Annotated in this window: 10 protein-coding genes; 9 read left to right on the top strand and 1 reads right to left on the bottom strand. The window is 69.7% G+C overall.

Going from position 1 to position 15,540, the window contains the following annotated elements:
• The first annotated feature begins 330 nt into the window (after window positions 1-330).
• The 5 genes from ACLQ26_RS06495 to mmsB all read left to right on the top strand — a co-directional run bounded on the left by ACLQ26_RS06495 (window position 331) and on the right by mmsB (window position 8,193).
• A complete protein-coding gene (locus ACLQ26_RS06495; RefSeq protein WP_425743555.1) occupies window positions 331-2,451 on the top strand; it encodes a family 43 glycosylhydrolase in 2,121 nt (706 codons plus the stop codon).
• Between the two features lie 413 nt (window positions 2,452-2,864).
• Window positions 2,865-3,854, top strand: a complete 990-nt coding sequence (locus ACLQ26_RS06490) for a LacI family DNA-binding transcriptional regulator (protein WP_425743554.1) — start codon at window positions 2,865-2,867, stop codon at window positions 3,852-3,854.
• A gap of 327 nt (window positions 3,855-4,181) precedes the next feature.
• The gene (gene chvE, locus ACLQ26_RS06485; protein ID WP_425743553.1) at window positions 4,182-5,324 is read left to right on the top strand and encodes a multiple monosaccharide ABC transporter substrate-binding protein; all 1,143 of its coding nucleotides are present in this window, start codon (window positions 4,182-4,184) and stop codon (window positions 5,322-5,324) included.
• Window positions 5,325-5,407: 83 nt separating this feature from the next.
• Entirely contained in the window at window positions 5,408-6,946 is a 1,539-nt protein-coding gene (mmsA, locus tag ACLQ26_RS06480; protein WP_425743552.1) for a multiple monosaccharide ABC transporter ATP-binding protein, read from the top strand.
• The gene (gene mmsB / locus ACLQ26_RS06475) at window positions 6,943-8,193 is read left to right on the top strand and encodes a multiple monosaccharide ABC transporter permease (RefSeq protein WP_425743551.1); all 1,251 of its coding nucleotides are present in this window, start codon (window positions 6,943-6,945) and stop codon (window positions 8,191-8,193) included. The genes mmsA and mmsB overlap by 4 nt, the downstream gene beginning before the upstream one ends.
• A 437-nt stretch (window positions 8,194-8,630) precedes the next feature.
• Here mmsB and ACLQ26_RS06470 read toward each other — a convergent pair whose 3' ends face one another.
• Window positions 8,631-10,007, bottom strand: coding sequence for a DUF7594 domain-containing protein (locus tag ACLQ26_RS06470; RefSeq protein WP_425743550.1), 1,377 nt, complete (start codon window positions 10,005-10,007; stop codon window positions 8,631-8,633).
• Between the two features lie 216 nt (window positions 10,008-10,223).
• Between ACLQ26_RS06470 and ACLQ26_RS06465 the strand changes: the two genes are divergently transcribed.
• The 4 genes from ACLQ26_RS06465 to ACLQ26_RS06450 all read left to right on the top strand — a co-directional run bounded on the left by ACLQ26_RS06465 (window position 10,224) and on the right by ACLQ26_RS06450 (window position 15,532).
• Window positions 10,224-11,570: an MFS transporter gene (locus ACLQ26_RS06465; protein ID WP_425743549.1), complete on the top strand. Its 1,347-nt coding sequence runs from the start codon at window positions 10,224-10,226 to the stop codon at window positions 11,568-11,570.
• The gene (locus ACLQ26_RS06460) at window positions 11,567-12,553 is read left to right on the top strand and encodes a TolB family protein (protein ID WP_425743548.1); all 987 of its coding nucleotides are present in this window, start codon (window positions 11,567-11,569) and stop codon (window positions 12,551-12,553) included. Before ACLQ26_RS06465 ends, ACLQ26_RS06460 begins: the two co-directional genes overlap by 4 nt.
• Window positions 12,554-12,672: 119 nt before the next feature.
• Window positions 12,673-14,199, top strand: coding sequence for an alkaline phosphatase D family protein (locus tag ACLQ26_RS06455; protein ID WP_425743547.1), 1,527 nt, complete (start codon window positions 12,673-12,675; stop codon window positions 14,197-14,199).
• Window positions 14,200-14,212: 13 nt separating this feature from the next.
• Window positions 14,213-15,532, top strand: a complete 1,320-nt coding sequence (locus ACLQ26_RS06450; protein ID WP_425743546.1) for a hypothetical protein — start codon at window positions 14,213-14,215, stop codon at window positions 15,530-15,532.
• Window positions 15,533-15,540 lie beyond the last annotated feature (8 nt).

Below are 15,540 nucleotides of genomic sequence, written 5' to 3'. Positions count from 1 at the left end.
GCGGTCGGATCGTACGGATAACGGGTGGTCCATCCCTGCCTGCGGGCGAGGATGGGCCACCCGTTCGCGTTGCGCCAGCAGGGCCGCGAGGCGGTTGTGTTACGCCTTGACTAACAGCATGTTATCGCTCACAGTCTATAGCCAAGATGGTCGATGTCGTGGCTGGCCCGGCCGCGCGCGCGTCCTACCCCGCGGTTTCGGCACCTCGTCACCGCGACGGTCGGGCAATCGGTGTTAGCGATCACATGCCGGGCCTGGTCAGCTCGGTGCCCCGCCCGGTGCCGCGGACGCCGGCCCAGACCGCACGGTTCGCGTCAGCAGAGGAGGATCATGCTTTCCATCGGTCGGGTTCCCCGGGGTGCGCCACGACGGCGCGGGTTGCTGTCGAGACTCGCCGTCGCCGCGATGGCGCTTGTGGTCGGTGGCGCGGCCGCAGCGGTGGCCGCGGCGCCCGCGTCGGCGGCAACTGTCGACACCAGCGCGTGGTACGTGTTGGTGAACCGGAACAGTGGCAAGGCCGTGGACGTGTACAACATGGCCACGAACGACGGTGCGCGGATCACCCAGTGGACGCGCAACAACGGCAACCAGCAGCAGTGGCAGTTCGTGGACTCCGGAGGCGGCTACTACCGGATCAAGTCGAGGTTGTCGGGCAAGGTGCTGGACGTGTCCGGCCGCTCGACGGCCAACGGCGGTGCGATCGTGCAGTGGTCGGACAACAACGGCACCAACCAGCAGTTCCGGTTGACCGATTCGGACAGCGGGTACGTGCGGTTGGTCAACCGCAACAGCAACAAGGCGATGGAGGTGCAGGGCGCCTCGACCGCTGACGGTGGCAACATCGTGCAGTACGACGACTGGAACGGCACCAACCAGCAGTGGCAGCTCGTGCGCGTCGACGGCGGGGGCAACCCCACGACGCCGCCGCCCACCACGCCACCCCCGTCGAACGGCACGTACACGAACCCGGTCGTCTGGCAGGACTTCGCCGACGTCGACATCATCCGGGTGGACAACGTCTACTACATGTCGGCGTCCACCATGCACTACTCGCCGGGCGCACCCGTGCTGCGCTCGTACGACCTGGTGAACTGGGAGTACGCCGGGCACTCCGTACCCCGGCTGGACTTCGGCTCGAAGTACGACATGAGCGGTGGTAACGCGTACGTCGACGGGATCTGGGCCTCGACCCTGAACTACCGGCCGAGCAACAAGACGTACTACTGGGCCGGGTGCATCGACTTCGCGCAGACCCACATCTACACCGCGTCGGCGGTCGACGGCACGTGGAGCAAGCACACCACCATTCCCAACTGCTACTACGACGCCGGCATGCTCATCGACGACAACGACACCATGTACGTCGCGTACGGCAACAGCAACATCAGCGTCGCGCAGCTGTCCGCCGACGGGAAGACCCAGGTCCGCAGCCAGCAGGTCTACTCGACCCCGTCGAGCATCGGGACGCTGGAGGGCGCGCGCTTCTACAAGCGCAACGGCGCCTACTACATCTGGCTCACCCGGCCGGCCAACGGCCAGTACGTACTGAAGTCGACAAACGGCCCGTTCGGCCCGTACGAGCAGCGTCAGGTGCTGCTCAACCTGCCCGGCCCGATCTCCGGTGGCGGCGTGCCGCACCAGGGCGGACTGGTGCAGACCCAGAACGGCGACTGGTACTACATGTCCTTCGTCGACGCCTACCCCGGTGGTCGGATGCCCGCCATGGCCCCGATCACCTGGACCGGCGACGGTTGGCCCGTGCTGCAGACGGTAAACGGCACGTGGGGCACCACGTACCCGAAGCCGAACCTGCCCACGCCGCCGCGCGCGGTCAAGCCACTCACCGGCACCGACACGTTCGCCGGCACCACCCTCGGCCCGCAGTGGGAGTGGAACCACAACCCCGACAACAGCAAATGGTCTGTCAACAACGGGCTGAACCTGCAGACCGCCACCGTCACCGGCGACCTGTACAAGGCGCGCAACACGCTCACCCACCGGATCCAGGGCCCCACCTCGACCGCCACCATCGAGTTGGACTACTCCACGATGCGCGACGGTGATCGCACCGGCCTGGCGGTGCTGCGCAACTCGTCCGCCTGGATCGGGATCCGGCGCGACAACGGATCCACCCGCCTGGTCATGCAGAACGGGCTCACGATGGACGGCAGCTGGAACACCACAAGCACCGGCAGCGAGGTGGCGAGCACCGCCGTCTCCGGTGGCCGGATCTGGCTGCGGGCCAACGCCGACATCAGACCCGGATCCGGCCGGCAGGCCCGCTTCTCGTACAGCACCGACGGGGTCAACTTCACCTCGTTCGGCAACGCCCTGACCCTGGCGAACAACTGGCAGTTCTTCATGGGCTACCGGTTCGCCATCTTCAACCACGCCACCCAGTCGCTCGGTGGCGCGGTCACCGTGCGCCAATTCGATCTGACGACACCGTGACCCCGGTCACATGACCGTATTCTGCCGGTGACGCGCACGGACCACCCCTCGCATTACGGAAGGTGTCCGCGTCGCCACCGCCGACCCGCCGCCGCCCTGTTCCACGCTCTGTTCAGGAGCGCGGAGCGGGGCGGCGGCCCGTTGTGGTCGGCTCCGGTCCAGGGCGGCGGCACGCACCACGCGGGATGCCGGCCACCCGACCTGGCACACGCCGTGTCGTTCCCGCTCAGCCGTGCCGTGTTCGAGGCGGTGCCTGGCGTAGACTGTCGGCGATCCAGCGCTGGTCACCTGCGATTCAGCACCGGCGTGGTGGCTGAGCGAGGGGGATCGGGCCGGGCCGCTCCAGTCAACGTCGACGGGCCGCGGGTCGGGTTGCAGGCGGGGGGAGTGAAATGGCCGTGCACGGTCCCGCGATGACAGATGTCGCTCGTCTGGCCGGTGTCTCCCACCAGACGGTGTCGCGGGTGCTCAACGGGCACCCCAACGTTCGTGAGCAGACCCGATTGCGGGTACGGGCCGCGATCGCCGAACTCGGCTACCGTCCGAACGGCGCCGCGCGCGCCCTGGTGACCGGCCGTTCCCAGGTCATCGGCGTGGTGGCGCAGAACACGACCCTCTACGGCCCGGCGTCGCTGCTGGCCGCCCTGGAGCAGACGGCCGCGGAGGAGGGCTTCGCGGTAAGCGTGGGCAGCGTCCGCAACCTCGACCACCGGTCCATCTCGGCCGCGGTCGAGCGGCACCTGGCGCACCGGGTGGCAGGCATCGTCGTCATCGCGCCTGTCGAGTCGGCCGGCGAGGCCCTGGAACGCCTTCCGAAGGACGTCCCACTGGTGACTGTCGACGGCGATCCGCAGCGCCCGGTGCCGTTGGTGACAGTCGACCAGGTGGCCGGCGCGCGGGCGGCGACCCAGCATCTCCTCGACGCGGGGCACCGCACCGTGTGGCACGTGTCGGGGCCGTCCGACTGGTTCGACAGCGCCGGTCGGATCGAGGGCTGGCGGGCGGCGCTGCTGGCCTCGGGGATCGACCCGCCACCGTTGATGCACGGGGACTGGTCGGCGACGTCAGGCTACCGGTGCGGGCAGATGCTCGCCCGGATGCCGGAGGTGACCGCGATCTTCACGGCCAACGACCACCTTGCTCTCGGTGTGCTGCGGGCGTTGCACGAGTTCGGGCGGCGGGTGCCAGCCGACATCAGCGTCGTGGGTTTCGACGACGTGCCGGAGGCGGCGTACTTCATTCCGCCGCTCACCACCGTCCGACCCGACTTCGACGCGGTGGCGCGGGCGAGCCTGCAGATGTTGCTGACCCAGATCGAGTCGGGCATCGGTGGGGGCGCCCTGCGGCAGACAATCGCCCCGACCCTCGTCGCCCGCGACAGCGTCGCCCCACCGCGCCACTGACCGCTGACCCGTCGCCGTGCCGCTGACCCTCCGCGGCCGCTGACCCGCCGTCGCCGTGCCGCTGGCCGCTCGCCGTCGGTGCGCGTCGGTCGTACTCCCGCCGGACCTCGCCGTTGGGGCACGCCGTTGGGAGCACGGAGCGGCAACCGTCGATCGACTGCGGACCGGGTTGTGCGAGGTCGCGTCGGTGGCGAAGCCTCCGTTACGAGACCGTGACACCGGTATTTCGGATCAAGTGTTGACGTGCACTATGTGAGCGCTAACACTACCCGAAAGATGACAGTTGGCCCCGGCGGTCAGCGGGGGGAATCGGGAGAGGAGAAGCCCGTGAGCAGGAAATTCCTGGTTGCTCTCGGTAGTGCGGCGCTGGCGCTGAGCCTGGCGGCCTGCAGTGGTGGAGGTGCCGGCAGCGGCGACGACACCAGCGACAAGAAGCCGGGAGACCTGACGATCGGTGTTTCGATGCCGACGCAGACCTCGGAGCGGTGGATCGCCGACGGCAACGCGGTGAAGTCCAAGCTCGAGGCGAAGGGCTACAAGGTCGACCTGCAGTACGCGGGCGACGACATCCCCACGCAGTCGCAGCAGGTCGACCAGATGATCACCCAGGGCGCCGACGTTCTGGTCATCGCGGCGATCGACGGCACCGCGCTCAGCAGCCAGTTGCAGGCCGCCGCGTCCGCGAAGATCCCGGTCATCTCGTACGACCGGCTGATCCGCGGCAGCAAGGACGTCGACTTCTACGTCAGCTTCGACAACTACAAGGTCGGCGTCGCCCAGGGCACCGCCCTGCTCGTCGGTCTCGGTCTGCTCAACAAGGACGGCTCGAAGGGCACCGCCAAGGGGCCGTTCAACATCGAGCTCTTCGCTGGCTCGCTCGACGACAACAACACGCAGTACTTCTTCGGCGGCGCGATGGACACGCTGAAGCCGTTCGTCGACGCCGGCACGCTGAAGGTGAAGTCCAAGCAGACCACCCCCGAGCAGGTGGCCACCCTGCGGTGGCAGCAGGAGACCGCGCAGAAGCGGATGGAGAACCTGCTCACCTCCAGCTACAACGACGGCTCGAAGGTCGACGGCGTGCTGTCGCCGTACGACGGCATCTCCCGGGGCATCATCACCGCGCTGCAGAACGCCGGCTACGGCAAGGGCGCGAAGAAGCTGCCCGTGGTGACCGGCCAGGACGCGGAGATCGCCTCGATCAAGCTGATCAACGACGGCGTGCAGAGCTCCACGGTCTTCAAGGACACCCGACTGCTGGCCGACCAGGCCGTGAACGCCGCCGAGGCGTTCCTGCAGAAGAAGGAGCCGCAGGCGAACGACACGAAGACGTACAACAACGGCGTCAAGGTCGTTCCGGCGTACCTGCTGCCGATCGCGACCGTCTATAAGGACGACATCAAGGCTACGCTGATCGACTCCGGCTACTGGACGGCGGAAGAGGTCGCCGCCGGTCAGGCCAAGAAGTAGGTCACTCCGTCGGGCTCGGCGGATCTCCGCCGAGCCCGACGTCGTGATCGGACCGCGTCCAGACCCGACAGAGGACAGTGACCATGGACGACACCATCCTCGAGATGCGTGGCATCACGAAGACCTTTCCCGGGGTGACCGCGCTGGAGGACGTCAGCCTCGCGGTACGCCGGGGGGAGATCCACGCCATCTGCGGTGAGAACGGCGCCGGCAAGTCCACCCTGATGAAGGTGCTGTCCGGCGTTCACCCCTCCGGCTCGTACGACGGGGAGATCCTCTTCGACGGCAAGCCGATGCAGTTCCGGGGCATCCGGGACAGCGAGGCCAACGGCATCGTCATCATCCACCAGGAACTCGCCCTGGTGCCCTACCTGTCGATCGCCGAGAATCTGTTCCTCGGCAACGAGCGGCGTGGCCGTGGCGGGCTCATCGACTGGAACAAGGCCAACGCCGAGGCCGCCGAGCTGCTGGCGTCGGTCGGGCTGCACGAGAACCCGGTCACCCCGGTCATCCAGCTCGGCGTCGGCAAGCAACAGCTGGTGGAGATCGCCAAGGCGCTTTCGAAGAAGGTGCGCCTGCTCATCCTGGACGAGCCGACGGCCGCTCTCAACGACGTCGACTCGGCGCACCTGCTCGGTCTGCTGCGGCAGCTCAAGGAGCAGGGCATCACCTGCATCATGATCTCGCACAAGCTCAACGAGATCACCGCGATCGCCGACTCGACCACGGTGATCCGCGACGGCCGCACGGTGGAGACCCTGGACATGCGCGCCGACGACGTGAGTCAGCAGCGCATCATCCGGGGCATGGTCGGGCGCGACATCGAGAGCTTCTACCCCGATCGCGTCTCGTCGCCCGGGGAGGAGGTGCTGCGGATCGAGGACTGGTCGGTGCGGCACCCGACCCAGGAGCGGATGGTCGTCGAGGGCGTCAGCGTGTCGGTGCGCGCCGGCGAGGTCGTCGGCATCGCGGGGCTGATGGGCGCCGGCCGGACGGAGCTGGCGATGAGCGTGTTCGGCCGCTCCTACGGCCGCGACATCAGCGGCAAGCTCTTCGTGCACGGGCGGGAGGTCAGCGCCCGTACCGTCGCGGAGGCCATCGACAACGGCATCGCGTACGTCACCGAGGACCGCAAGCGGTACGGCCTCAACCTCATCGACGACGTCCGGCGCAACGTCTCGGCCGCGGCACTGGACCGGCTGGCCCACCTGGGCTGGGTGAACGGCAACGAGGAGATCAAGGTTGCCGAGGAGAGCCGCAAGGAGATGAACATCCGGACCCCCAGCGTCATGGCGGTGGTCGGCAAGCTCTCCGGCGGCAACCAGCAGAAGGTCGTGCTGTCGAAGTGGCTGTTCACCGACCCGGATGTGCTGATCCTGGACGAGCCCACCCGGGGGATCGACGTCGGCGCCAAGTACGAGATCTACACGATCATCAACCGGCTGGTGGCCGAAGGTAAGGCGGTGATCGTGATCTCGTCCGAGCTGCCGGAGCTGCTCGGCATGTGCGACCGCATCTACACCCTCGCCGCGGGCCGGATCACCGGCGAGAAGCCGGTGGGCGAGGCAACCCAGGAAAGCCTCATGGAGCTGATGACCAAGGACAAGGAGCTCGTCGGATGACAAGCATCAAAACCCCTTCGACGGAGCGCCCGACGCCCCCGGACAGCACACCCGCCGTCGCCCTGCACAGTGGGACGAGCGACCTGCGGGCGCTGGTGTTGAACAACCTTCGGCAGAGCGGGATCTACGTCGCCCTGGTCGTCATCGTCGCCCTCTTCGCGGTTCTGACCGACGGGGTGCTGCTGAGTCCCGGCAACATCACCAACATCGTTCTGCAGTACTCGTACATCCTGGTGCTCGCGATCGGGATGGTCATCCTCATCATCGGCGGACACATCGACCTGTCGGTGGGGTCGGTTGTCGCGCTGACCGGCGCGGTCTCCGCCGTCCTGGTGATCCAGCAGGGTCACCCCTGGTGGATAGGCATCGTGGCGGCACTGGCCGTGGGTATCGCGGTGGGTGCCTGGCACGGCTTCTGGGTGGCGTACGCCGGCATCCCGGCCTTCATCGTGACCCTGGCCGGCATGCTGCTCTTCCGAGGCCTCACCCTCCAGGTGCTCGACAACATCTCCCTGTCGCCCTTCCCGGCCGAATACCAGAAGGTCGCGGCGGGCTTCCTCAACGGGCTGCTCGGCGGCCAGGGCTTCGACGCGTTCACGCTGCTCATCGGTGCCCTCGCCGTGGCCGGGTACGCGGTGAGCGGCTTCCGCACCCGCCTGGCGCGCATCCGCTACCAGCAGCCGGTCGAGTCGTTCCCGCTGTTCGTCGCCCGGATCGTCCTGGTGGGCGCGGTCCTGATGTACTTCGCCTGGCAGTTGGCGCACGCCCGCGGGCTGCCGATCGTGCTGATCATCCTGGCCGTCCTGGTGCTGGTCTACGGCCTGCTCACCCGGCGTACGGTCTTCGGTCGTCAGGTCTACGCGATCGGCGGCAACCTCTCGGCTGCGGCGCTGTCGGGTGTGAAGGTCCGCACGGTCAACTTCTGGATGTTCGTCAACATGGGCTTCCTCGCGGCGGTGGCGGGCGTCATCTACTCGTCGCGGTCCAACGGAGCGCAGCCCGCGGCCGGCAACATGTTCGAGCTGGACGCGATCGCCGCGGCGTTCATCGGCGGCGCGGCGGTCACCGGTGGCGTGGGCACCGTGGTCGGCGCGATGGTCGGCGGTCTGATCATGGCGGTGATGAGCAACGGCATGCAGCTGATGGGCATCGACCAGTCCACGCAGTCGGTGGTCAAGGGCCTCGTCCTGCTCGTCGCCGTCGCGTTCGACGTCTACAACAAGCGCCGCGCCGGCACGGCCCGCTGATTCGACGGCAGCGCGAACGTGTGCCCCTCCCCGTCTCGGGCAGGGGCACACGTCGTTCAGCGGTGCGGCTCGTTCGGGGGTGCGGGGTGTTCGGCGGTGCGGGGTGTTCGGCGGTGCGGGGCGTTCGGCGGTGCGGGGCGTTCGGCGGGTGCGGGGCGTTCGGCCACGCGGCCACGTCGGCTTTGCGCTGCGGCGCCCACCGACGCCCGCGCCGGGTCGTCGTCGGGGGAGGCGCGCCGAAGCCGCAATCGCCCTGCCGGAGTCGGCCCACCTACCTCGACCGCTGTAGAGCAAGATCTGGTCGAGGAGGAGCCGTGTTGGGCGCGTGGTCCCTCTTTTATGGCCTGTCGTGCGGGCGGCGCGGGTGCTGCGGTGTGGCGCGCGCCGCTGTGGGGGTGATCCCGCCGCACCGCTACCGGTGCGGCGGGATCCCGCGGTCAGTGGCAGGCGCCGGTGCCGCTGTCGTTGTAGGTCTGCCCGGCGACCGGCACGAACTGCCAGTCGTAGCTGCCGGAGTGCAGGGTGAACTTCAGGACCCCGAACGCCGAGCTGTTGCGGGCCTCGCTGTTGGGCTGGATGGTGCCGAAGCCGTAGTGGTCGGCGCCACCCATCCCGGCCACGAAGCTGCGCAGCCCCCGGCTGGCGTCGTAGCTGCCGGCCGGGTTCATCGGGCCGAACCGCTCGTAGACGTGGTTGTGGCCCCAGACCACGACGTCGGCGTTGTAGTCGTAGAGCGCCTGGTACAGCGGGCGCGTCGACGTCGACGGCGCGTGGTTGGAGCTGGACGTGAACAGCGGGTGGTGCCAGTACGCCAGAGTGCAGGGCTTGCCGCTGGCCGCCAGGTCCGCCCGCAGCCACTGCTCCTGCGTCGACCCGGCCGACATGCTGACGTTGGAGTTCAGCGACACGATGTGCCAGTTGCCGAGATCGTAGGAGTAGTACCCGCGTCCGCTCGGGCCGGCGGACGTGCCGAAGTAGGTGTAGTAGCCGGTGGCGCCGGACGTGTTGTAGTCGTGGTTGCCCGGTGACGGGCGGGTACGCGCCTTGTGCCGGCCCCAGGTGGGCTCGTAGTAGCTGGCGAACTGGGACGCGGTGCCGCTGTCGTACACGTTGTCGCCGGTGGTGAAGACGGTGCCGGAGATGCCGTCGAGCAGCGCGGCGGTGGCGGTGTCACCGGAGCCGGAGGTGGCGATGTCACCGGCGCCGACGAGGACCGGGTCACCCGTCGGCGGTGTCGTGGTGCCGGTCGTGACCACCAGTTGCGGGGCGTCGCCTCCGCTCTCCCGCGTGTCGTAGTAGGCGCCGTCGCCGCTGGCGGAGGTCGCGCCGAAGCTGAACGTCCCGTTGCCGGTGACGGCGGAGGTGACGTCGACCTCGTACCAGGTGTTGCCGGCGACCGCGCCCAGCGACCCGAGAGTGGTGCCGTCGATCGTCGGCTGGTTGCTCCAGGTGGTGGCGGTCTCCGACCAGGTCGTGTTCGACATCGTCCGGAATGTGCCGCCGGCGTCGCTGCCGTTGTTGCCGCTGATCGTGCGCAGCCGGAGCTTGGCGCTTGTCACCGTGCCGCTGACACCGCTCACCGTGAAACGCAGGAACATCCGCCGCGCGGGTGAGTTGTCGACCACGACCTGCGTGGACGTGCCGTAGTTGGTGGACGCCGTGTCGCTCTGGACGTAGGTGTCGGCGACAGGCGTGAACGTCACGCTCGCCGCGGAGGCCGCGCCCGAGCCGGTCAGGACGACGGCGGCGGTGGCGGCGACGAGCACCGCTACCGTCCCGATCGTTACCGGTGGGCGGGCGATTCGAATGTCCATCCAGGACCCCTTCGTTGCGGGTGGAAAGCGCAAGGAATGTAGGAAGGTCGATGAACCGGCGGACTGCCGCCAGGTGAACAGTACGCTCAGGCAGCGAAACAGTTCGATGTTTGTCCGATGTTCACCCACCGCACGCCTGTCCGCCCCGCTCGGTCCCTTGTGACCCCCCCGATCGGCTCGTCACGATGGCTGACCGTCGCCACCGACGCAGAGGAGATGCGCGTGTACCTGTCGACCGTCTCCCGGCCGGCCGCCGACCCGCCCGACGCCGGGCCACGCCGCCGACGGCTGGCGCTGGTCAGCGGCAACGTGGTTGCGCTCGGCACGGTCAGCCTGATCACCGACATCTCGGCCGAGATGGTGGCCGCCGTCCTGCCGCTCTACCTGGTGCTGGGCCTGCAACTCAGTCCGGTGGCCTTCGGCGTGCTCGACGGGGTGCACACCGGCGCCACCGCGCTGCTGCGGGTCGTCGGGGGCTTCGTTGCCGACCGGTTCCGGCGGCGCAAACTGGTCGCGGGCGTCGGTTACGCACTCTCGGCCGTCGCCAAGCTCGGCCTGCTACTCGCCGGCCGGTCGGTGCCCGCGATCGGCGCGGTCATCGCCGTCGACCGGCTCGGCAAGGGTGTCCGCAGCGCGCCCCGCGACGCGCTCATCACGCTCTCCACCCCGCCGGAAGCCCTGGGTCGGGCGTTCGGGGTGCACCGAGCCATGGACAGCGTCGGCGCGTTCCTCGGGCCGCTCGCCGCGTTCGCCGTCCTGCTGGTCGTCGGGCAGTCGTACGACGCGGTGTTCGTCACCAGCTTCTGCGTCGCCGCCCTGGCCGTCGTCGTGCTCGTGCTGTTCGTCCGCGAGCAGCCGACCACCGGGCTGGTCACCGACCCGACAGTCGGCCCGGCCACCGCACCGACCACCACGCCGGTCACCGACCCGACCGAAGGGTCGGACGATCCTCAGGTCTCCGTCCGCGAGGCGTTCGGTCTGTTGCGCAGTCGGCCCGCCCGTCGGCTGCTGGCGGCCGCGACGATGCTCGGGCTGGCCACCGTCGGCGACGGATTCGTCTACCTGGTGCTGCAACGCCGGGAGGACCTCGGTCTGCGGTGGTTCCCGCTGCTGGCGGTCGGCACCAGCCTGGCCTACCTGGTGCTCGCCGCGCCCCTCGGTGTGCTCGCCGACCGGATCGGGCGGCTACCTGTGGTGGTCGGCGGCTACGTGGCCCTCGGCGTGACCTACCTGCTGCTGTCCGGCCCGGTGCACGGCTGGCCGGCGCTGGCGCTGACGCTGACGCTGTACGGCGCGTTCTACGCGGCCACCGACGGTGTGCTCATCGCGCTCGCCGGACCGGTGCTGCCACCACGGTTGCGGACCACCGGGATCGCGCTGGTCCAGACCGGGCAGGCGCTGGCGTACCTCGTCTCGTCGATCCTGTTCGGTCTGGCCTGGCAGGCGTGGGGGCCGCCGACGGCGGTCCGGGCGGCGGCCGTGACCGTCGTCGGCGTCCTCGTCGTGACAGTGCTCCTGCTTGCCGTCCCGTCCCGCCCGATCCCCCGGAAGGTGTCCCCATGACCGCGATGTCGACCCGGGCGAAGCTCGGCGTGGTGGCCGCCAGCGCGGTGCTGTTGGCAAGCGTGGCGGCAGGCTACGCGGCCATCGCCGCCGAGCCGACCCGGACCCCGCCGCAGGCCGCCGCCGGGGACCAGGCGGTCACACTCGCGCCGGGCCCGCGCCTGCTGGCCATCACCGACAGGTACGTCTCCAGCGTCGCGACCGCCGATCCCGCCGGGCCGCGTACCGTCTCGGGTCTGGAATGCCTGCGGGTGTACGCGGCCGGCGGCACCGGTGTCTGCCTGAAGCCGGAGACCGCATGGTCGTACCGGGTCGTGGTGCTCGACGCGGCCCTGCGCCAGAAGCGGTCCCTCAGCGTGCCCGGCCTGCCCAACCGGGCCCGGGTCTCGGCCTCCGGCCGGATGGTCTCCTGGACGACGTTCGTCGGGGGCGACTCCTACACGGCGAGCGGCTTCTCCACCCGCACCGGGATCCTGGACACCGTCACCGGCGCCACCGTCTCGTCGCTGGAGGAGTTCGCCATCACGCGCGACGGGCGCGGCTACCGCAGTCCCGACGTCAACTACTGGGGCGTCACCTTCACCGCCGACGACAACACCTTCTACGCGACAATGGCCACCGGCGGCCGGCGTTACCTCGTGCGCGGTGACGTGACCGCCCGGACCGTCGAGACGATGCGGACGAACGTGGAATGCCCGTCGCTGTCACCCGACGGCACCCGGATCGCCTTCAAGGAGGCGATCGACGCCGACCCGACGAAGGGCTGGCGACTGTCGGTCCTCGACCTGGCATCCGGGCGGGTCACCGCGACGGCGGAGACCACGAGCGTCGACGACCAGGCCGCCTGGCTCGACGACGCCACGCTGGCATACACGCTGCGCCAGAGTGACGGTCGGCCCGACGTCTTCAGCGTCCCGGCCGACGGGTCCGGTACGCCGAAACTGCTGATCCCCGGCGCCGAGTCGCCGTCGCCGCTGACCTGACGGGCCCGCCGTCCGGGAGACCCGGTACACCCGCCCGCCTTGCCGCCGTCAACGTCCCGTCATGTCGGCTTCCACGACGCAGCCTTCGCCGTTCATCGACGGCCCCGAGGGTATGGACCATGACAAGGCTGAGCCGTCGCGTCTTCGTCCTCAGTGGACTCGCTGCCGCCGGCGCCGCGGTGGCGCCCGGACAGGGTGCGCGCGCCGCGGTGCCGTACCCCTTCAAACTCGGTGTGGCCTCAGGTGATCCGGCGTCCGACAGCGTGGTCCTGTGGACCCGGCTGGCACCCTCGCCGCTGAACGCCGACGGGCAGGGCGGCATGGCCAACGCCGACGTGACTGTCGAGTGGCAGGTGTCCACGAACGACCGCTTCTCATCGCTTGTCGCGTCCGGCTCGGTCGCCGCCCGCTACGCCGACGCCCACTCGGTGCACGTCGTCGCGGGCGGCCTCGCCGCCGACTCCGACTACTACTACCGGTTCCGGGCACAGGGACAGATCTCCCCGGTGGGACGTACCCGGACCGCACCGGCACCGGGAAGCTTCGGCCGCGACCTGGTCATGGCCTTCGCGTCCTGCGCCAACTACGAGGCCGGCTACTACACCGCGTACCGGCGGATGGCCGAGGAGAACCCGGGGCTGATCCTGCACCTCGGCGACTACATCTACGAGGGCGGCGTCAACACCTCCGCCGTGCGCCAGCACGTGGGTAACGAGATCGTGTCCCTGGCCGACTACCGCCGCCGGTACGCCCTCTACAAGTCCGACCCGGACCTGCAGGCGGCGCACGCGGCCGCGCCCTGGCTGGTCGTTCCGGACGACCACGAGGTGGAGAACAACTACGCCAACATGGTCCGCGCCGACAGCAGCCCGACGCTGACCGCGGCCCAGTGGACCGCCCGGCGCACCGCCGCGTACCGGGCCTACTACGAGAACATGCCGCTGCGGCCGGCCTCCGCGCCGAGCGGCAACAGCATCCCGCTGTACCGCCGCGTGCGGTGGGGCCAGCTCGCCACGTTCCACATGCTCGACACCCGTCAGTTCCGCGACGACCAGGCGTGCGGTGACGGCTGGAAGGTCTGCGCCGACGCGGACCTGGCCTCCCGCTCGCTGACCGGCGCGACCCAGGAGGCCTGGCTGCTGGACGGCCTGGCCCAGCACTACGGCACCTGGGACATCCTCGGTCAGCAGGTGTTCTTCGCCCGCCAGTACGAGGCGAGCGGGGCGGCGAGCATGGACGCCTGGGACGGCTACCGGGCGTCCCGCAGCCGCGTCCAGAACGGCTGGCAGCAGCGTGGGGTACGCAACCCGCTCGTGCTCACCGGGGACGTGCACAGGTCGTGGGCCAACGAGCTGAAGGCCGACTACGCCGACCCGTCGTCGGCCACGATCGGCACCGAGCTGGTCTGCACCTCGATCACCTCGACCGGCAACGGCACCGGCAGCACCACCATCCCGAACGCGGCCACCAACCCGCACCTGAAGTTCTACTCCGACCGGCGCGGCTACGTCCGTACCACGATTGGTCGCAGCCAGGTCCGCGCGGACTTCCGCGCGGTGAACACGGTGACCGAGCACGACGCTCCCGCGTCGACGGTGCGCTCGTTCGTCATCCTCGACGGCCAGCCCGGCCTGCAGGCCGGGTAGAAGGAGCACCCCCATGACCGCACTCACGACACTGCTCGCCGCGTCCCTGCTGGCCCCGACAGTCGTGGCGCCGGCCCCGACCGCCATGACCGCCGAAGCGGTCACCTGGATGGCCGCCAACAGCGTGGCGACAGGCGACCAGGACCTGCCCGCCATCGCCATGAACCGCAACGGTCAGGTCGCGGTGGCCTGGGAGGACGACCGGGACAGCACCGTGCCCGAGGACGACACCCACAGCGAGATCTACCTGCGCCTGTTCCGCGACGGCACACCCGGCTACGAGCTGAAGGTCTCGACCGGCGGCACCAGCGGAGCCGCCTGGCGGCACATAAGCCCCGACGTGGGGCTCGACGACCGGGGCAACGCCGTGGTCGTCTGGGCCGCCGACGGCGACGGCAACGGCGTCTACAACATCGCGTACCGCGTGGTGTCGCCGACCGGCGCGATCCTCGGCTCGGGGCAGGCCAACGCCAGCGACGCCGGGCAGCAGATCTGGCCGAAGGTGGCGGTCGACCCCGACGGCGCACCCACCACCGCCGCCGTCGGCTTCACCGCCGCCTGGGAGGACGTGCAGGGGACCGCTCCGGCCACCGTCAAGGCCGCCGGCTTCACCGCCCCCACCACCAGGGGGTACGAGGTGACGGCCTCGCAGACGACCGGCTCGCACCACCGGCCCGACGTGGCGGTGTCCGCCTCCGGCGAGGCGCTTGTGGTCTGGGACGAGGACGCCGACGCCAACGGCTCGTACAACATCGGTCTGACCCGGCTGGCCCGGTCCACCGGAGCGGTGGTAATGTCCCGGCGGATCGCCAACGCGCAGAGCGGCGGGCAGCAGCAGCGGGCGTCGGTCGCGACGACATTCGCAGGTGACTTCACAGTCGGGTGGGAGTCGGACCACACAGGCACCCGAGGCGTGTGGGCGCGCTCGTTCACCGCCGCCGGCGTCGCCCGGCACGGCGAGGTCCAGGTGTCCACCGGGACCGGGGCCGTCGCGCCCGGGGTCGGCATCGACGACGTGGACAACGTGGTGGTGGGCTGGACGGTGTCCGGCGTCAACCCGGACGTCTGGGCGCGCGGCCTCAACCCGGACGGCACCTCCACCGGCCGACTGCCGGCCCAGGCGCTGAGCCAGACCACCACCGGCCGGCAGGAACAGCTCGCCGTCGCCGCGTCCCCGTGGGGCGAGGTGAGCCTCTGCTACACCGACGACAACGACGGCAACGCCTTCGACCAGGTGCTCCTCGGCCTCGGGGCGACGAACTCCACCTGGCTGATGACCGCCGACGAACTGCGTCGGCGCAAGGCGCGGGCCGCCACCGTACCGGCGGGCTGAACGGAGAG

This window comes from Micromonospora sp. DT43, assembly GCF_049841645.1.
Lineage (GTDB): Bacteria > Actinomycetota > Actinomycetes > Mycobacteriales > Micromonosporaceae > Micromonospora.
This window is presented reverse-complemented; position numbering and strand designations above follow the sequence as displayed.